Source organism: Paraburkholderia dinghuensis, from assembly GCF_003837865.1.
In the GTDB taxonomy this organism is placed as follows: domain Bacteria; phylum Pseudomonadota; class Gammaproteobacteria; order Burkholderiales; family Burkholderiaceae; genus Paraburkholderia; species Paraburkholderia dinghuensis.
The window spans coordinates 110331-129000 of sequence record NZ_RQIS01000008.1 but is presented as its reverse complement, the minus strand read 5'-3'; the positions used below and the strand labels follow the sequence as shown (position 1 = coordinate 129000).

The 18670-nt window shown below is 63.9% G+C and carries 18 protein-coding genes; 12 read left to right on the top strand and 6 right to left on the bottom strand.

Annotation, left to right across the window (positions count from 1 at the left end; genetic code table 11):
* Window positions 1-15 precede the first annotated feature (15 nt).
* Together fliD and D1Y85_RS12840 are read right to left on the bottom strand one after the other, a co-directional pair.
* On the bottom strand, window positions 16-1908 hold the full coding sequence (fliD, locus tag D1Y85_RS12845; protein WP_124151441.1) for a flagellar filament capping protein FliD: 1893 nt from the start codon (window positions 1906-1908) through the stop codon (window positions 16-18).
* 177 nt (window positions 1909-2085) lie between these two features.
* Window positions 2086-3600, bottom strand: coding sequence for a flagellin N-terminal helical domain-containing protein (locus D1Y85_RS12840; protein ID WP_124151440.1), 1515 nt, complete (start codon window positions 3598-3600; stop codon window positions 2086-2088).
* A 263-nt stretch (window positions 3601-3863) separates the two neighbouring features.
* Here D1Y85_RS12840 and D1Y85_RS12835 point away from each other — a divergent pair, with 263 nt between their 5' ends.
* A complete protein-coding gene (locus D1Y85_RS12835) occupies window positions 3864-4805 on the top strand; it encodes an aldo/keto reductase (RefSeq protein WP_124151439.1) in 942 nt (313 codons plus the stop codon).
* 362 nt (window positions 4806-5167) lie between these two features.
* On the top strand, window positions 5168-5380 hold the full coding sequence (gene rpsU, locus D1Y85_RS12830) for a 30S ribosomal protein S21 (RefSeq protein ID WP_124151438.1): 213 nt from the start codon (window positions 5168-5170) through the stop codon (window positions 5378-5380).
* Between the two features lie 165 nt (window positions 5381-5545).
* On the opposite strand, the gene D1Y85_RS12825 is transcribed toward rpsU, so the two are convergent.
* Window positions 5546-6151 (bottom strand): DNA-3-methyladenine glycosylase I, encoded by a 606-nt coding sequence (locus D1Y85_RS12825; RefSeq protein ID WP_124151437.1) that lies wholly within the window; start codon window positions 6149-6151, stop codon window positions 5546-5548.
* Between the two features lie 156 nt (window positions 6152-6307).
* Here D1Y85_RS12825 and D1Y85_RS12820 point away from each other — a divergent pair, with 156 nt between their 5' ends.
* Complete coding sequence (locus D1Y85_RS12820) at window positions 6308-7192, top strand: glucosamine kinase nucleotide-binding domain-containing protein (protein ID WP_124151436.1); 885 nt, start codon at window positions 6308-6310, stop codon at window positions 7190-7192.
* A gap of 135 nt (window positions 7193-7327) precedes the next feature.
* Window positions 7328-8149 carry a Cof-type HAD-IIB family hydrolase gene (locus tag D1Y85_RS12815; protein WP_124151435.1) on the top strand — a complete coding sequence of 274 codons (822 nt, stop codon included), beginning with the start codon at window positions 7328-7330 and terminating at the stop codon, window positions 8147-8149.
* 19 nt (window positions 8150-8168) lie between these two features.
* Here the strand turns inward: D1Y85_RS12815 and D1Y85_RS12810 are convergent, their stop codons facing one another.
* Both D1Y85_RS12810 and aqpZ read right to left on the bottom strand, forming a co-directional pair.
* Entirely contained in the window at window positions 8169-8834 is a 666-nt protein-coding gene (locus D1Y85_RS12810) for a histidine phosphatase family protein (protein WP_246024898.1), read from the bottom strand.
* A 128-nt stretch (window positions 8835-8962) separates the two neighbouring features.
* Window positions 8963-9709 carry an aquaporin Z gene (gene aqpZ / locus D1Y85_RS12805; protein WP_124151434.1) on the bottom strand — a complete coding sequence of 249 codons (747 nt, stop codon included), beginning with the start codon at window positions 9707-9709 and terminating at the stop codon, window positions 8963-8965.
* 292 nt (window positions 9710-10001) lie between these two features.
* Between aqpZ and D1Y85_RS12800 the strand changes: the two genes are divergently transcribed.
* The gene (locus D1Y85_RS12800) at window positions 10002-10298 is read left to right on the top strand and encodes an H-NS histone family protein (RefSeq protein ID WP_124151433.1); all 297 of its coding nucleotides are present in this window, start codon (window positions 10002-10004) and stop codon (window positions 10296-10298) included.
* A gap of 183 nt (window positions 10299-10481) precedes the next feature.
* Here D1Y85_RS12800 and D1Y85_RS12795 read toward each other — a convergent pair whose 3' ends face one another.
* Entirely contained in the window at window positions 10482-11549 is a 1068-nt protein-coding gene (locus D1Y85_RS12795; protein ID WP_124151432.1) for a glycosyltransferase family 4 protein, read from the bottom strand.
* Between the two features lie 569 nt (window positions 11550-12118).
* On the opposite strand from D1Y85_RS12795, the gene flhD reads away from it, so the two are divergent.
* The 7 genes from flhD to D1Y85_RS12760 all read left to right on the top strand — a co-directional run bounded on the left by flhD (window position 12119) and on the right by D1Y85_RS12760 (window position 18570).
* Window positions 12119-12436, top strand: a complete 318-nt coding sequence (flhD, locus tag D1Y85_RS12790) for a flagellar transcriptional regulator FlhD (RefSeq protein WP_124151431.1) — start codon at window positions 12119-12121, stop codon at window positions 12434-12436.
* A 111-nt stretch (window positions 12437-12547) separates the two neighbouring features.
* Window positions 12548-13090, top strand: a complete 543-nt coding sequence (gene flhC, locus D1Y85_RS12785; protein WP_124151430.1) for a flagellar transcriptional regulator FlhC — start codon at window positions 12548-12550, stop codon at window positions 13088-13090.
* 179 nt (window positions 13091-13269) lie between these two features.
* Entirely contained in the window at window positions 13270-14130 is an 861-nt protein-coding gene (gene motA, locus D1Y85_RS12780; RefSeq protein WP_124151429.1) for a flagellar motor stator protein MotA, read from the top strand.
* Between the two features lie 33 nt (window positions 14131-14163).
* Entirely contained in the window at window positions 14164-15258 is a 1095-nt protein-coding gene (motB, locus tag D1Y85_RS12775; RefSeq protein WP_124151428.1) for a flagellar motor protein MotB, read from the top strand.
* Window positions 15259-15295: 37 nt separating this feature from the next.
* On the top strand, window positions 15296-15670 hold the full coding sequence (locus tag D1Y85_RS12770) for a response regulator (RefSeq protein ID WP_124151427.1): 375 nt from the start codon (window positions 15296-15298) through the stop codon (window positions 15668-15670).
* 61 nt (window positions 15671-15731) lie between these two features.
* Window positions 15732-17951, top strand: a complete 2220-nt coding sequence (cheA, locus tag D1Y85_RS12765) for a chemotaxis protein CheA (RefSeq protein ID WP_124151426.1) — start codon at window positions 15732-15734, stop codon at window positions 17949-17951.
* Window positions 17952-18036: 85 nt separating this feature from the next.
* On the top strand, window positions 18037-18570 hold the full coding sequence (locus D1Y85_RS12760; protein ID WP_124151425.1) for a chemotaxis protein CheW: 534 nt from the start codon (window positions 18037-18039) through the stop codon (window positions 18568-18570).
* The last annotated feature ends 100 nt before the right edge of the window (window positions 18571-18670 follow it).

Here is an 18670-nt window from a genome sequence, read left to right as displayed (position 1 = left end):
ATGGCTTGCCCCGCTTTACGAGCTCTTGTTCAACGTACCGGTGTTGTTGGCGCCGCCGAACAGCTGCGTCAGATACGCGGTCTCGTTGTTGGTCGTCGACATGATGTCGTTCAGCATCGTGAACTGGTCCTGATACATCGACGTCAGCTGGGCGATATACGTCTGCAACTGGCTCGTCTGCTTCGTGACGCTGTTCAGGTCGTTGCTCAACGCGGTCTCGCGCATGGCGATGACGCCGCCGGTCTGCGTAAACGTCTTGAGCTTCGTGTTGAGCTGCTCACCGATGCCGTTGGTCGAATTGAATATCGCCGCGACCTTCGACGGATTGTTCTGCAAAGCGTTGCCGAGCGTCGTCGAGTTGAGCGACAGCGTGCCGTCCGAGTTCAGCGTGATGCCAAGGTCGGCGAGCGTGGCCGTCACGCCGGAGCCCTTGACGCGACCGCCGATGATCGTGCCGAAGCTCGACGTGATCGCGTTGATCATCGAATCGCCGAGCATCGTGCCCGAACCGGTCGGGTTGCTGGAATCGAACTTCGTCAGCGAGGAGATCGTGCTGACCACCGTGTTGTAGTCGGATACGAAGGAGCTGATCTCGCTCGCCATCGTGGTCGTGTCCTGCGCGATGGTCAGCGTCTGGCTCGTGCCCACGGCAGCCGACGAGAGGCTCAGCGTCGCGCCGGACAGCGCGTTGACGGTGTTCAGCGCGCTCGTGATCTGCGTGCCGTTGATCGTGAGCTGGGCGCTTTGTGCGGCCGTTGTCTGGGACCAGCCGGCCCCGGAGAGCGAAATGATCGACGATGCGCCGACTGACGTGCCGGTGGTCGGCGCGGCGGTCGAGGCCGGCAGCGCCGTGGCGATTGCCGTGAGCGTCGAGTCCGTCGTGCCGGAGGACGAGGCATTCGCCGTGACCGTCACCGGCGTGGACGAATTAGCGCCCTGCTTGGCGATCACCAGGTGTTGTTGTCCGCTGCTGTCCGTGACGACGCTGGCCGTTACGTTCAGGCTGCTACCGGCCGTGTTGATTTGGGATGCGATGTTCGCCAGCGTATCGCCAGCCGCGGGCGTGACCGAAAACGAGCTGCCGCCGGCGCTGATGGTCAGGCTGGAGCCGTCCCCGCTCGCCGTCGTTGCGCTGGCAATGCCCGCCGACGCATAGGTGCCGCCCTGGATCGTCTGCACGCCGCCGAGCTGGGCGAGCGCGCTGGTGGACGAGTCGGCGTTGACCGATACGTTGATCGTGTTCGCCTCGCCGGTCAGCGTCGAACTCAGCACAAGGTGCGAGCCGTCCGAGCCGGTAACGATCGAGGCCGAAATGCCCGGGTTGCTGCTCGACGAATTGATGGCCGATACGATCTGGCTCAGGCTGTTATTGCTCGAGCCGATCTTGATCGTCATGGATTGGCCGCCGACCGAGAGCGTCATCGTGCCGGTGCCCATCGACGTGGTACTGGCGACCGGAATGGCTGCCGACGTGATGCTCTGCGTCTGGGCGATCTGCCCGACATACACGGAATACGAACTGGCCGTGGCGCCCGTACCGGCGGTCGCGGTGATGCCGCTGCCGCTCGTGGTCGCCGTGAACGTGCTCATCAGCGAGCCGTTCTGGAGGGGCGTGAGCGCACCCTGCAACATCGCCAGCGAGGCGGACAACTGGCCGATGTTGGAGATTTGCAGGTTGTCGTTCGCCGCTTCGATTTGCAGCGAAGCCTGCTGGCCGGCCACCTTCGCATTCACGAGCGCGGTGACCATGCTTTGCGGATCGATCGTGGTATTGCCGGTGGAGCCGCTGATCAGCGATTGCCCGGCTTGGAGCAGCGCCTGCTGGGCGGCGGCCGACGCTGTCTGTGCGGCCGACTGGGCCGATGACACGCTAGGGGTTGTGCTCGAAGTTCCGGAAATGGTCGACACAGCTGACTCCTCGTCTGGTCCCGACCTGCAAGCGGTCCGGACCGAAAATTCGGGATGGGGCGCGCGCGAATCGGCACGCGCCCCGAAACAAAGCGAAACGGACAAGCGCTGGGCGAACCCGGCCGCTTGTCCGTGCTCGCCTCTCGTGAGAGAGGCGAGAGCTTACTGCATGCGGCCTTACTGGAGCAGCTTGAGGATCTGCTGCGGCTGCGAGTTTGCCTGTGCCAGCACCGAGATACCAGCTTGCTGCAGAACCTGTGCCTTGCTCATGGCCGCCGATTCCGACGCGAAGTCCGCGTCCTGGATCGTCGACTGTGCGGTCGACATGTTCGTCGAAGCCGATTGCTGAGCCGTTGCCAGGCCCGTGAAGCGGGTCTGGACCGAGCCGAGCGTAGCGAGCTGGTTCGCGATCGTCGCCAGTGCGTTGTTGACGATTTCGAGACCGAGGTTCGCGCCTGCCGTCGTGCTGACGTTGATGTTGGCAACGCTGGTCGGCGTGTTGTTCAGGTTGATCTGGCCGAGGGTCGAGACCACACCCGAAACGTCAGCACCCGTGGTTGCCACGACGTTACCAGCCGAACCTGCCTTGCCGTCGAACGTGTTTTCCGGGGTGCCAGCCAGTGCCAGGGTAGCCGGAGCCGAAGCCGAGCCGCCGAACAGGCCCGAAACTGCCGTTTGCGAGAGCTGGTTGCCGTTTTGATCGAAGAACAGCAGGCCCGGGTTAGCGGTGTTGCCGTCGGCTTGTACCGAAACCGAGGTGATCACGCCAGCCGTACCCGGCGTCGTTTCGTTCGTGCCCGTCGACGGATCGATGTTCAGACCCGAGATCGTGCCGTACACCTGACCCGACAGAGCCGTCGCGCTGTCTGCCGTGAACGCACCCTTGATAGCTGCAACTGCGTTCGACGAAATCAGGCCGCTGCCGGTTGCGCCGGCCGCTGCGTTGTTCAGTTCGAGCTTCGTGACGCCGTTGGTCGTCACTTGCGAGAACAGGGCGTTCGACGTGGTCGTCGACAGAACCTGGTTGTTCTGGTCGGTGAAGATGAAGCTGCCTGCACCGTTCGACACGACGTTGATCGAGGTGATCGCGCCCGGCGTACCCGACGTGTTTTCCGAACCGTCCGAGTTCAGGTTCAGGCCCGTCAGCTGACCCAGCGTGTTGCCAGCCTGGACGTAACCGCCGCCGAGGTTAGCAGCCGAGAGGCTTTGGCTCAGGTCGAGCGAAACCGTCTGACCGACGTTCACGCCAACTTGCACGTGCAGCACGCCAGCCGTGCCGTTCAGCAGGTTCAGGCCGTTGAACGTGGTTTGCGAAGCGATACGGTTCACTTCAGCGATCTGCTGCGAAACCGTCTTCTGGTACGACGCCATGTTGGCCGACGTGTTATCCGGTCCCAGTGCATCGTCAGCAGCCTGGTAGATCGACTGCAGTGCGTTCTGGATCTGCATCAGCGCCGAACCGGCGGTTTGAACCATCGAAACCGCGTTGTTCGCGTTCGAAACACCCTGGTTCAGGCCGTTGATCGACGTTTGCAGCGTGCTGGCAATCGCGATGCCTGCGGGATCGTCAGCTGCGCTGTTGATGCGCTTGCCCGACGAGAGGCGCGTGATAGCTTGCGTAAGCGCGCTGCCCGTGTTCGTCACGTTGTTCTGTGCGATCAGCGACGATACGTTGGTATTAATCGAGAGCATGGAATTCTCCGTTGAGGCTTTAGTCTGTGAACTTGAGCCACGTTGCAATCGGCGGAAGCACACTTCATTGCTGGCCGCCTCAGTGAAGGATGACGGCGTCCGTAAACAAAACTTGAGGGGCAGATGCAAACATTTGCGCGTCGAATGCGCAGCGCATGACCAGTGCGCCGCCTCGCTGCAGCCCGCCGGGAGCCGGCGTATGCTCGGCTTTACTCGACGTGGCGGGCTCGCCCGCGGGCCCGACAATCAAGGAGACATCACATATGGAACAGCGCCGGATCGGCACTTCCGCTTTGCAGGTCGCGCCACTGATGTTCGGCGGGAACGTGTTCGGCTGGACCGCCGACGCCGCCACCTCGTTCTCGATCCTCGACGCCTTCACGGACGCCGGCCTCAACTTCATCGACACCGCCGACGTCTATTCGGCATGGGTGCCGGGCAATCAGGGCGGCGAGTCGGAGACGATCATCGGTCAGTGGCTCGCGAAGAGCGGCAAGCGCGACAAGGTGGTGATTGCAACGAAAGTGGCGAAGTCCGCGCGGCGCCCGGGCCTGTCGGCGGCCAACATCGCGGCGGCCGTCGATGACTCGTTGCGGCGGCTGCAGACGGATTACATCGACGTCTACTTCTCACACGAGGATGACCCGAAGGTGCCTCAGGAGGAGACGCTGGGGGCGTATCAGCGGCTCATCGACGCAGGCAAGGTGCGCGTGATCGGCGCATCGAACTTCAGCGGCGCGCGCATCGAGGAGGCGCTGGCCGTGTCGCGTAAAGCGGGGCTGCCCGCCTATCAGATCATCCAGCCTGAATACAACCTGTACGATCGCGCGCACTACGAAGCCGATATCGAACCGGTCGCGCTTGCTCAACGACTGGCGGTCGTGCCCTATTACAGTCTCGCGAGCGGCTTCCTGTCGGGCAAATACCGGTCGCGTGAAGATCTGGCGAAGAGCGCGCGCGGCTCGCGCGTCGAGAAATATCTGGATCACCGTGGTATCCGCATTCTTGGGGCGCTCGACTACGTCGCGAAGCGGCACGGTGCGACGCTGGCCGCCGTGGCGCTGGCGTGGATGATCGCGCGGCCGAGCATCACGGCGCCGATCGCGAGCGCGACTTCGCTCGACCAGCTCCAGAGTCTGGTGGCGGCAGTGAGCCTGAAGCTCGATCCCGCCGATATCCAGGCGCTCAATGACGCAAGCGCCTGAGGCGTGCGTGGGGCGAGTGCCGTTGGTTTGGTTGCGGTTAGTACGCGGTTAGTACGCGCTTGGTACACGGTAAGCAAACCCAAACCAGGTGGCCACGGAGAATCCGCACAAGTAAGTCTTTGGCAGGATTGAGAAAATTCTTTTTGGCTCGGAGATTATCTGGTATAGTCACCGATTCAACCAATTTTCTGGTTCGGCGCGCTCCTAGGGGGTGATTTTTGCCGCGGCGAACCACAGGCAGGGAAAGCAGAAAACAGGGGAAGACCATCCAGGCGCGCACGCCGATGCTGCGCCGGAGGTGTTCCCGATAGCCGCTCCGGTACGGAGTGTGCCCATTTAACTTATTTAGCTATTAGCCAAACATGACGACGATTCTTCTGAAAGAAAACGAGCCGTTCGAAGTTGCGATCCGCCGCTTCCGCCGTGCAATCGAAAAGAACGGCCTGATCGCCGAGCTGCGCGAGCGCCAGTCGTACGAAAAGCCGACGGCCGTTCGTAAGCGCAAGAAGGCAGCGGCTGTTAAGCGCCTGCACAAGCGCCTGCGCAGCCAGCAGCTGCCGAAGAAGCTCCACTAAGCTTTTTCGCGCTCTCCAGCGTTCCGCCAGACGGCGGCGCATGCTTCGTTCGAAGCTGCGCCGCCGTTTGCTTTTGGCGCGGCGCCTTGAGTCCGGCACCTTGGGTGCGGTCTCACGTTCCGCTTCAGGCGCGCCGTTGCTGGCGACGCGCGTCAGCCCCACCGATTAAGTTTTCCCCGCCGCTCGGCGTTTCTTGCCGTGCGCCGCGCAGCTCGCGCGGCAGATGCAGTCGTGCTGATGGTCGTTCACCATGCCCACTGCCTGCATGAACGCATAGCAGATCGTCGTGCCGACGAATTTGCAGCCGTATTTCTTGAGGGCCTTGCTGAGTGCATCCGAAATTTCGGTGGATGCCGGCGCGTCGCGGTACGAGTGCCAGTCGTTCTGGATCGGCGTGTCGTTCACGAACGACCAGATAAATTTCGCGAGCGAGCCATGCTCGGCCTGGATCTGCTGGACCGCGCGCGCGTTGAGGATGGCCGCCTCGATCTTGGCGCGGTTGCGCACGATAGAGGCATCCTGCATGAGCGTTTCTACGTGTCTGGGCGTGAAGCGTGCAACCTTCCCTATATCGAAGCTTGCAAATGCGCGGCGGTATCCTTCGCGTTTGTTCAGGATCGTCGACCACGAGAGACCTGCCTGCGCGCCCTCCAGTACGAGCATTTCGTACAGGTGCTGGTCGTCGCGTGACGGCACGCCCCACTCGGTATCGTGATAGTGCGCGAGCGCTTCAGTTGTCGCCCAGTTGCAGCGCTGTGTTACGTCAGTCACGTCGATTTCTCCTTGCTACGGTTCGTTCAGGCCACGTCAGCATAGCGGATCGCGATCGCCTCACCACCCTGGCCATCCGGCCGATTGTGCGAAAGTCGCAGACCCGTTAGTCTCTGCGGCACGACTCTTATCGCAACGGACACGGCACTCATTGTCATGCAGACCTACACCTGGCTGATCGGCGTGGACGGCGGCGGCACCGGCACGCGCGTCGCGCTCGGCGACGCAAACGGCGCGGAACTGGCGCGCGCCGCCGCTGGGCCATCCGGCCTCGGGCTCGGCATCGCACGCGCGTGGGAATCCATCGAGGCAGGTTGCCGCGCCGCATTCGCCAATGCGGGGCTCGCGCTGGACTGGTCGCGCTGCGTGCTCGGCTGCGGTCTCGCCGGCGTGAACAATCCGGACTGGCAGGCAGCGTTTCGCGATCAGGCACCGCCGGTCGCTGGCCTCGCCGTTGAAAGCGACGCGTACACCACCTTGCTCGGCGCTCACGGCGGTGAGCCGGGCGTGGTGGTGGCGCTCGGCACCGGCAGCATCGCGGCAGCGCTCGACGCCGCGGGCGCATGCCGCATTGCGGGTGGCTTCGGCTTTCCGTCGGGCGACGAGGCGAGCGGCGCCTGGTTCGGGCTGCGCGCGATAGTCTGGGCGCAGCAGGCACTTGACGGCCGTGCACCGCTCGACGCCTTCGCGCAGGCCTTGCTCGCGCATACCCACTCCTCCGACCGCGACAGTCTCATCGTGTGGTTGTGTGCAGCTAACCAGACGGCCTATGCGAGCCTTGCGCCCGTGGTTCTCGCGCACCGCGAGCACCCGTTCGTCGCGAAGCTGCTGTCCGAGGCGGGCGAAGCCATCGCGCGACTGATCGGCGCGCTCGATCCCACGGCCGCGTTGCCTGCCGCGTTGTCTGGCGGGCTTGGCCAGCCGTTGCGCGAATGGGTGCCGCAGGCGGTGCGCGAGCGGCTGCGCGCACCACTCGCCGATTCCACCAGCGGCGCGCTCAGGCTTGCGCAACGCGAAGCCGCGCGGCTGGCGGGGGCGTAGGGGGCATAGGGGGCATAGGGGCCGAAAAGGGCGCCACCGGGGAGCGCGGCGACGGGATGGCGGGCCAGTGCCCGCGGAGCAACATTAGCCCGCCGATGTTAGGATTAACTGCTTCACGCCTGCTGCCCAACTCCCATGTACAAGGTCATTGCAACCGATCTCGACGGAACGCTGCTTAATTCCGACCACCAGATCGACCCAATTACGGTTGCCACCCTAAAGACGCTCGACGAACAAGGTCTGCAGTTCATCATCGCCACGGGGCGCCACTACTGCGACGTCGCCGGTATCCGGGACCGTCTGGGTATCCGGCCCTATCTGATCACGTCGAACGGGGCGCGCGTTCATGCGCCTGACGATACGCTGATCCACGCCGCGAACCTGCCCGAATCGACGATTCAGCGCCTCGTAGCGCCGGATGTGGCGGGTGCGCACGACCGCGTGATCGTGAGCCTCTTTTCCGATGACGCCTGGCTCATCAACCGCGAGGCGCCCGAAATGCTCGCGTTCCACCAGGAATCGGGCTTCGCCTGGCATGTGACGGACTTGCGCGCGCACGATGGCGTGGGCATCGGCAAGGCGCTCTATGTCGGCGACCCGGCCGATCTCGCGCAGATCGAGCAGCGGCTCGCGCACGAGTTCGGCGAATCGCTCTATGTCACCTACTCGCTGCCTGACTGCCTCGAAGTGATGACTCAGGGCGTCTCGAAGGGGCGCGCGCTGCGCGTCGTGCTCGAGCGGCTCGGCATCGCGGCAGCCCGGTGCATCGCGTTCGGCGACAACATGAACGACATCGACCTGCTCGAAACGGCCGGGCATCCGTTCATGATGGACAACGCGAATCCTGATCTCATCGCGCGCCTGCCAATGGTTCCGCGCATCGGCAACAACTCCGAGGCGGGCGTCGCCCGTCATCTGCGCAAGCTTTTCGCGCTCGGCGACGAACGCGCGTTGTAAGCCGTCGTAAGCGCGAGCGCTACTGCGCGGGGGGCAGGTCGGCGCAGGGGCAGTCGTCGGCGCGGCCATCGAGGTCTTCGCGCTCGTGCGAGAAACGCGCGCGCGGCCTGTCGCCGCTCCAGTCGATCCGCACGACATAGATGCTGTCGAAATCGGCGCTCTGCCATTCGGGCACATCGCGCGGCTCGCCGCCGTGCGCGCCGACGATCTGCCGCACCAATTTCTCGATCTCGCGATGCTCCCAGGCTACGACCACGGTCCGGTTGCGCCACTTCGGATTCACGAGTGCGTCACCCAGCGCCGCAGTCTGCGAAAAGCCGTACGGCGTCTGCACGGGCAGGCCGAACTGGATCGCGGTCGGTTCGATTGTCGCGAGCGGCCGCACGTAGTAGTACGGCTGGCCGTTGTCGTCTTTGCGCTCGCCCGGATCCGGCGCGTAGATCGCGTCGGGCTTGCCGTATTTCGCGGCGACCACGGCCGGGAGCGCCAGCGATCGGTTCAGCCCCTTGCAACTGAGCTGGCCAAGGCCCGCGGGTGGTTTTTCGGCGTGGCGCACGAACACGAGCGTTTCGATATTTCCCGTCGCGCCGGGGGCTTCGGGGGCGTCCGCCGCGTGTGCGCTGGCGCTCGCCGTCACAACGAGGGCCAGGGCGATGCGGAGAAACGATGCGGGGGAGTGCGCCATGGTGCGGGCCGTGAGGGGAAAGCGGGTGAGTCGCCCGATTCTAGCAGCGCGTCCGCGCGCACAGCGGCGGATACAAAAACGGGCGCGATGGTTCACATCGCGCCCGTTTGCTCGCGAGAGCGGCCCCGTTATGCAGGGCTGCCCGCTGCGACCCGGTCGGCTGCCTCGCGGCGGCCTGCAATCGTCGGATAGACCACACCCGCAATCACCGCGCCGACGATCGGCGCAATCACGAAGAGCCAGAGTTGCGAGATCGCCTCGCCGCCGACGAACAGCGCCGGACCGATCGAGCGCGCCGGGTTCACCGACGTGTTCGTGACGGGGATCGAGATCAGGTGGATCAGCGTGAGGCACAGGCCGATCGCGATGGGCGCGAAGCCGGCGGGAGCGCGCTTGTCGGTGGCGCCGAGGATCACGAACAGGAAGAAGGCCGTCATGACGACTTCGCACAGGAACGCGGCCATCAGCGAATAGCCGCCCGGCGAGTGCTCGCCATAGCCGTTCGTTGCGAAGCCGCTCGCCACGAGGTCGAAACCGGGCTTGCCGGAGGCGATGCACGCGAGGACTGCCGCGCCAATCACCGCGCCGATCACCTGCGCGACGATGTACGGCACGAGGTCGCGCACGGGAAACCGGCCGGCGACCACGAGGCCGACGCTCACCGCCGGATTCAGGTGACAGCCGGAAATGTGGCCGATGGCGAACGCCATGGTCATCACGGTGAGCCCGAACGCCAGCGAAACGCCCACGAAACCGATGCCCAGACCATGAACGGGGCCAGCGAAGTTGGCGGCGAGCACGGCGCTACCGCAGCCGCCGAGTACGAGCCAGAAAGTGCCGAACATTTCGGCTGCGAGTCGTTTGGATAAGTGCATCGAGTGACACCTCAAAAGTCGAATTGAAAAGGCCGGTAAAAAAGAAGGCCGGCTCCGGTCAATGACCGATTTTAGGGAGTCAACTGATCGACGGGTGTCAAGCATTGTCAATTCCAGAGCCATTTATGGCATTGTTTGCGTTCGACGGTTGCCGGATTTCACTGCGGGCGATCAATCGTTAAATTTGGGAATTGGGGTGATAAAACCGTATTAATCGTGATTGCGAATTCTCTTATTTGCGTCTAATCTGCGTTCGAGTTGGCTAGCTTCTTAATGAAAAGGGGGGAGTGCAATGTCGCAATATTCAGAACTCAAAGCCCAGATCGCCAGGCTCCAGGCGCAGGCAGAAGAAGCGCGGCGCACCGAAATTGCGGACGTGATCACGATGATCCGCGAAAAAATCGCCGAATATGGGCTGAGTGCCCAGGATCTGGGGTTCGCCGAGGTGGCCCGGCGCGGGCGGCCGCCCAAAAAGGCGCCGCTGCCGCCGCGCTATCAGGATCCGAAAACCGGGGCGACCTGGAGCGGACGCGGCAAGCCGCCAAAATGGATTGCGGGCAAGAATCGTGAGCGCTATCTGATCGGTTAAGCGCGCAGACATTCCTTCTGTGCGCCGGCAGTGCCTGCCGCAGGACTTATGGAATAAAAAAGCCGCATGGTTACATGCGGCTTTTTTTACGCAGACACCGTAATTACGCTAATAAAGTTGTACGCAAACGATTCAAGTGGCGTATTCGTCGGGGTTATCTCAACGTTATGTGCGGCGCGCCATTCATCCCGCAGCGGCGACACGGCGCAGCATTGGCCGGCGTTCGGCTTCGATGAGCGCGGTATAAGTGTCGACATAATTGCGGGCCATGGTATGCGACGTGAAACGGCGTTCGAACTGTTCGCGAATCGCGACGCGCGATAGCGAATGGAGATTCTGGACTGCCGCGACCGCACCTTCTACATCCTCGACGATAAAGCCCGTCACGCCCGGATCGATCACTTCGGACACCGAGCCGCGATTGAACGCGATAACGGGGGTGCCGCAGGCCATCGCTTCGATCATGACGAGGCCGAACGGCTCGGACCAGTCGATCGGGAACAGCAGCGCTTTTGCGCCGGACAGGAACGCGGGTTTTTGCGTTTCGTCGATCTCGCCGATGAACTCGACGTGTGCCTGCGAGAGCAGCGGTTCGATCTCGGCCTTGAAGTAGTCGCGGTCCACCTTGTCGACTTTCGCCGCGATCTTCAGCGGCAGGCCGCTTTGCGCCGCGATCCTGATGGCCGTGTCTACCCGCTTTTCGGGGCAGATGCGGCCGAGGAAGGCCAGGTACTCCGGTTCGCGGCCGGTCTGCGGCGTAAGCAGGCCGTCGGGCAGGCCATGGTAGATCGTGCTCTGCCAGTTCGCCTGAAGCAGCGGCTGGCGCTGCGAATCTGAAATCGACACCACCGGCGCGTCTGCGAACGTGTCGAACACCGGCTGCAGCTCGGGCAGGTCGAGACGGCCGTGCAGCGTCGTGATGAACGGTGTGTCGAGCGTCGAGAAGAGCGGGAACGGCAGGTAGTCGAGGTGGAAGTGCAGCACGTCGAACTCGTGCGCGACGCGCTGCACGCGTTCGAGCAGCACCATGTGCGGCGCGATCGAGTCGCGGATCGTCGGGTCGAGCCGCAGCGCACGCGGCCACGCCGCTTCGAGTTTCGCCGATGTGACCGAATCGCCGCTGGCGAACAACGTCACCTCATGGCCGAGGTCGACGAGCGCTTCAGTCAGGTAGGACACGACGCGCTCGGTGCCGCCATAAAGTTTCGGCGGAACGGCTTCGTAAAGCGGCGCAATCTGTGCGATTCGCATGGGCATGTTCTCCTTGTGCACGGGCCGGGCGAGCGTCTCGTCAGGTCACCGCTCTACGCGCGAGCAGCGAGGACGCTGCGGTGTCGGGTTATCCCCAGGCTCGATTATGGGGAGTTGCCTGATCGATACGAGTCCTTTTGCAATCGCTTAATGTTGTTACAGCGGGAAACACGCGCGTTAAGGGCATTTCACGCCGTTGGTGCCGTGGAAGGGCGGGTGCATTGAGCAAGCCGCGTGCCGGCTCCTGGTCACGTAATGCCCCCTCGTATTACAGGGAAATGAAAAAGCTCTATAATCCGCCGCCTCCCCTGCCGCTTATGTACTACGCATGAGCGCGTGCCTGTCTCGCCCCCCTCTCGCGCCTTTTGTCAGAAAAATTCTTACGCGATAGCGCAGCAATTTCTCGCAAATCGTCGCGGTGTCCCCCCAATTTCCAATCGAGTCCGCTGTCACCACAATGCATGAACGACCAAAAGCGGGCCGTTCGCCAGGGTTTTACTGGGCGCGAGCGAGCAAACGTTTTCGCAACCAGCTTGACCAGCTGCCTAGTTTCAAATTCGGGGGAATCAATGAGCGCGACGACGCAGAGCGACATGCTCAGCGAGATCAGGGAAGTCAACCTGTCGTACCTGTTACTGGCGCAACGTCTGTTGCGTGAAGACAGGCCGACCGGCATGTTTCGCATGGGGATCTCGGAGCAGCTCGCTGAAGTTCTCGTCAATCTCACGCTGGCGCAAGCGGTGCGGCTTGCCGCCTCGAACCAGGTGCTTTGCCGCTTCCGGTTCGACGATCACGCCATCCTCAGTTCGCTCGCCGACAAGGGCAAGTCCGTACAGACCCACGCTGCCATCCTGATGGCCAGCCAGCCCGTCGCACAGATCGCCTGATTCATTCTGCTGCAGTTCTGCCGCGCCGCCCGCTAGAGGCGCGGCGCGGAGCTTCGCCGCATCCGGCCCGCCGCCTGGTGCTGCTTCATTTCCGGAAATCGTCGGGGATCTATGGCGACCAGGAGCGTGGTACTCGAGGTCAAGGAAGTCGCACTGGCGATTGAATTGATCGAACTCGGTGCGCGGCTGCAGTTGCTCGAAGCGGAAACTTCGCTCTCGCGCGACCGGCTCATCCGCCTCTATAAGGAGGTGAAAGGTGAGTCACCACCGAAGGGCATGCTGCCGTTTTCGACCGACTGGTTCATGACGTGGCAACCCAACATCCATTCGTCGCTGTTCTACAGCACGTTCCAGTTCATGAGCCGCGAGGCGCGCTGCGAGCCGATCCACGCGATCGTGAAAAGCTACCGGCTCTATCTCGAACACACGCGGCTCCTGGGTGAAGAACCCGCGCTCAGCCTCACTCGCGCGTGGACGCTCGTGCGCTACTTCGCTTCGGGGCTCCTGCAGACGACCCAGTGCACCCGTTGCGGCGGGCATTTCGTCGCGCACGCGCACGACCCGCGGCGCGGCTACGTCTGCGGCCTGTGTCAGCCGCCTTCGCGGGCGGGCCGCACGCGCCGCGCGAGCCAGCCGGCACCCGCCACCACATGACCGGCGGCAGCGCATCGCAACGTTTGCGCGCCCGCTGGTTTAATCTGGCCCCATATCTATTCCGGTGCGCCGCAAAAGCCCGCTGACCAATCCCAAAGTTTTTCCCAACGATGCCGTAAACCAGCTAAGGACGCGGGCCGATGGCGGTTCGCGGCACATTCTCAAGTGAGGACCCGGCTGTGCTGATTTTCGTGGGAACACTCGTGACGATCTTGTCCGTCTTCGGCGGTTATGCGCTGGCGGGCGGCCATCTGGCGGCGCTACTTCAGCCCGTCGAAGTGCTGATGATCGCTGGAGCGGGACTCGGCGCGTTCATCCTGGGCAACGGAGTCAAGACGATCAAGTCGACGGTCCTCGTCATTCCGGCGCTGTTCAAGGGCTCGAAATACAGCAAGGACGTCTATATGGAGCTGCTCGCGCTGCTCTACGTCCTGCTCGCAAAGGCCCGCAAGGAAGGCACGCTGACGCTCGAAGCCGATATCGACGAACCAATGAAGAGCCCGATCTTCACGCAGTACCCGAGGATCGTTGCCGACCCGCGCATCGTCGAATTCCTCACCGACTATCTGCGCCTGATGGTGGGCGGCAACATGAATGCTTTCGAGATCGAAAGCCTCATGGACGAGGAAATCGAAACGCACCACGCCGAAGGCGCAGCGCCCGCTAACGCGCTCGCCAAGGTCGGCGACGCGATGCCCGCGTTCGGTATCGTCGCCGCGGTGATGGGCGTCGTGCACACGATGGCGTCGGCCGACCGGCCGCCCGCCGTGCTCGGCGAGATGATCGCGCAGGCGCTCGTCGGCACCTTCCTCGGCATTCTGCTTTCGTATGGCTTGATCGGGCCGCTTGCGGGCCTCGCTGAGCAGCGCGTGACCGAATCGACCAAGATGTTCCAGTGCATCAAGGTGACGATCCTCGCGAGCCTGAACGGCTACGCACCCGCCATCGCCGTGGAGTTCGGCCGCAAGGTGTTGTTCTCGACCGAGCGTCCGTCGTTCTCGGAGCTCGAAGAGCACGTGCGCCGCGTGAAGGCAAAGTAAGGCGGACGCGATGGAGAAGCAAGGGAGCGCCCGATGAGCAAGGACAAAGGCCACACGATCGTCGTGAAGCGTGTCGCGAAGGCGCACAACCCGCATCACGGCGGCGCCTGGAAGCTCGCCTATGCGGACTTCATGACCGCGATGATGGCGTTCTTCCTGCTGATGTGGCTGCTGAGTTCGGCGACCACGGTGCAGTTGCGCGGTATCGCCGAATACTTCCAGCAGCCGCTCAAGGTCGCGCTCTGGGGCGGCGACCGCAGCGCGGAGGATTCGAGCATCCTGAAGGGCGGCGGCAAGGACGTTTCGACTGACCGGCAGGGCGTCACGCGCCGCAGCGATGGCTCGATGGCGCAGGCCGAGCGCAGCCAGTCCCACGCCAACGACGACGACGCGACGAAACAGCAGCAAGGCTCGCTGGAGCGCCGCGAGCAGGCGCGCCTGCATGACCTGCAGGTCAAGCTGATGGCGGCGATCGAGGCGAACCCGACGCTGCGTCAGTACAAACAGCAGATTCGCATCGACTCGACGCTGACGGGCCTGCGCATCGAGATCGTCGATACGCAGAAACGGCCGATGTTCGCGACCGCTCGCGACGTGGTCGAACCGTACATGCGCGACATCCTGCAGGCGATCGGCAAGACGCTCAACGACGTGCCGAACCGCATCATCGTGCAAGGCCATACGGACGCCGTCCCCTACGCGGGCGGCGAGAAGGGCTACAGCAACTGGGAGCTTTCGGCGGACCGCGCAAACGCATCGCGCCGCGAACTGGTCGCGGGCGGGATGGACGACGGGAAGGTGCTGCGCGTGATCGGCCTCGCTTCGTCGCAGAACCTGAACAAGGCTGATCCGCTCGATCCGGAGAACCGCCGCATCAGCATCATCGTGTTGAACAAGAAGTCGGAAGACGCGCTGATGCGCGACGACGCGACCACGACGACGCTGTCCGACGATGCCGCCGGCACCGGCAAGGCGCCCCTGTCATTGTTCACGCCCGGTGCGGCGCGCGCGAAGGCTGCGCCCGTCGCGCCTGCCGTTGCTCCGGTGCCCGTGCGGATCGCGCCCGCAGCGGTGAGCGCGGGCAACGCGGAGAATGCGCCCGCGCCCGCAGCAGGCGCGGCGCAGTGACGCACACGGACAGCGAAGCAGCGCGAGCGAGGAACCGATGATCAGAAACATTCTGGCAATCGACGATTCGGCGTCCATGCGGGAGATCCTGCAGTCGGCGCTGAGCCAGGCGGGTTACGACGTGACGCTGGCGACGGACGGCGACGAAGGGCTGGAGCACGCGCTCGCGCAGCACTTCGATCTCGTGCTCACGGATCTGCACATGCCGCGCGTGAGCGGACTCGAACTGATCCGCCAGTTGCGCGCGAATCCTTCGTATCTCGAAACGCCGATTCTCGTGCTGACGACGGAATCGGACGAATCGTTCAAGGTGGCCCTGCGCGATGCTGGCGCGACGGGCTGGATGGAAAAACCGGTGGACCCGGAGGTGCTCGTCGATCTGGCGGGCGCGCTCGGCGAGACGTGCAGATGAACGCCGCGCGCGAAATGGCAGCACCGGCTCCCACACAGGCACTTATTGCGGTGAAAGTGGCATGACACTCGACATCACTCAGTTTTACCAGACGTTCTTCGACGAGGCCGACGAGCTGCTTGCACAGATGGAGCAGCTGTTGCTGAACCTGGACATCGGCCAGCCCGATCCCGAGGACCTCGCGGCGATCTTCCGCGCGGCGCACTCGATCAAGGGCGGCGCGGCGACGTTCGGCTTCACTGCGCTCACCGAAACGACGCACATTCTCGAATCGCTGCTCGACCGCGCGCGCAATAACGAACTCGTGCTGCGCAAGGACATGATCGACACGTTCCTCGAAACGAAGGACGTGCTTTCAGGGCAACTGCAGGACTACCGTGCAAGCGCCGAGCCGGACCCGGCGGCGGCGGCTGCCGTGCGCGCGAAGCTTGAGCGCCTCTATGCGGAAAGCCGCGGCGTTCCGGCGCCTGCCGCTGCACCCGCGGCTGCGCCCGCTGCGCAGCCTGCTGCCGCACCGGTGGCTGCGCCGGTCGAGGCAAGCGCAAGCGCAGGTGCAGCGAACGGCGCGCCCGACCACGTCGTCGACGAAGCGACGGCGGCGACGGCGCCCGCTGGCGGTGCTGCCGAAGGCCCGCATCTGCGCATCACCTTGCGCAAGGTCGACGCGAAGGACCAGGAACTGCTCGCCGAAGAACTCGGCAACCTCGGCCGCGTCGTCGCCCAGGTGAAGACCGGCGACGACATCACGCTGTGGCTCGAAACCGAAGTGCCCTCGGACGACATCGTCGCCGTGTGCTGCTTCGTGATCGACGAAAGCCAGATTTCGATCGGACGTGGCGCGGCCCCGCAAGGCGACGCTGCACCTGCTGCGGCTCAGGTCGAGCAGGAGCCCACGCCTGTGCCGGTCGCGGCACCGGCTGTTGCACCCGCCGCCGCGCCCGCGGCAGCCGCTGCGGCACCTGCACCCGCCGCAACGCCCCAGCCCGAACACGAAGCCGCACGCCCGCAAGGCGCTGCGCCTGGCGCGGACGCCGAACGCAAGCACCGCCCGGCTGCAGCGGCAGCGGGGGCCGAGGGCAGCTCGATTCGCGTCGGCGTGGAGAAGGTGGACCAGCTGATCAACCTCGTCGGCGAACTGGTCATCACGCAGGCGATGCTCGCCGAAACGTCTACCGCATTCGACCCGGCACTGCACGACCGCCTCTTCAACGGCATGGCGCAGCTCGAGCGCAACGCGCGCGACCTGCAAGAAGCGGTGATGTCGATCCGCATGATGCCGATGGATTACGTGTTCAGCCGCTTCCCGCGTCTCGTGCGCGACCTCGCGGCCAAGCTCGGCAAGGACGTGGAACTCGTGACGTTCGGTCAGGCGACCGAACTCGACAAGAGCCTCATCGAGCGCATCATCGATCCGCTCACGCACCTCGTGCGCAATTCGCTCGACCACGGCATCGAAACGGTAGAAGCGCGTCGCGCCGCCGGCAAGGATGGCACGGGCCAGCTCGTGCTGTCCGCCGCGCATCACGGCGGCAACATCGTGATCGAAGTGAGCGACGACGGCGCGGGCCTGCGCCGCGACAAGATTCTCGCGAAGGCGATCAAGCAGGGCATGTCGGTCAGCGAAACGATGCCGGACGAAGAGGTCTGGAATCTCATCTTCGCGCCGGGCTTCTCGACCGCCGAGCAGGTCACCGATGTCTCGGGCCGCGGCGTGGGCATGGACGTGGTCAAGCGCAACATCCAGTCGATGGGCGGCCACGTCGAAATCAGCTCGCACGCGGGCAAGGGCACCACGACGCGCATCGTTCTGCCGCTCACGCTGGCGATTCTCGACGGCATGTCGGTGAAGGTCGGCAGCGAGATCTTCATCCTGCCGCTGAACTTCGTGATGGAGTCGCTGCAGCCGCGCGACGAAGACATCTACACGGTGACGAACGGTGATCGCGTCGTGCGCGTGCGCGGCGAATATCTGCCGCTCGTCGCGCTGCACGCGGTGTTCAACGTCGAAGGCGCGCGCACGGAACCCACGCAGGGCATCGTCACCATCATGGAAACCGAAGGACGTCGTTTCGCCATGCTGATCGACGAACTCGTCGGCCAGCAGCAGGTGGTGGTGAAGAACCTCGAAACGAACTATCGCAAGGTGCACGGCATTTCGGCGGCAACCATTCTCGGCGACGGCAGCGTCGCACTGATCGTCGATGTGGCCGCACTGAACCGCGAAACGCGGGCGACCCACGGCGTGAGCCAGGCTGCCGGTGCGTTCGCCGAATTTGCATGACCGCATGAACGCCGCATGAACGCCGCATTTACGTATAAACGCGAACGGCACTTTCCCAATCATTTAAAAACGCTCAGGGGCTAACGTGGCAGAAGTCCAAACCAATCAAGGCAACGGCGCAGGCGGCGCCCTCGCGCACCGTCGCGATGCAGTCCAGGCGGAAGCGGGCGGTCAGGAATTCCTCGTCTTCACGCTCGGCGCGGAAGAGTACGGTATCGACATCCTCAAGGTGCAAGAGATCCGCGGCTACGACAGCGTGACGCGCATCGCCAACGCACCCGAGTTCATCAAGGGCGTTATCAACCTGCGCGGCATCATCGTCCCGATCGTGGACATGCGCATCAAGTTCCATCTGGGCCGCGTCGAATATGACCACCAGACGGTCGTGATCATCCTGAACGTCGCGCATCGCGTGGTGGGCATGGTGGTCGACGGCGTGTCCGACGTGCTCACGCTGCAGACCGACCAGATCATGCCCGCGCCGGAATTCGGCGCGACGCTCACCACCGAGTTCCTCACGGGTCTCGGCACGGTGGACGGCCGCATGCTGATCCTGATGGACATCGAAAAGCTGATGACGAGCCGCGAAATGGCTCTGATCGAGGCGCTCAGCCAGTAAGCGCCGCACACGGTTATCGGGGGGTGCCCACGTTGTGGGCCGGTGCGAGGAGAGCGGAAGCCGCCATCAAGAGCGGCAAACCGCCGTTATTCCCGCGCGG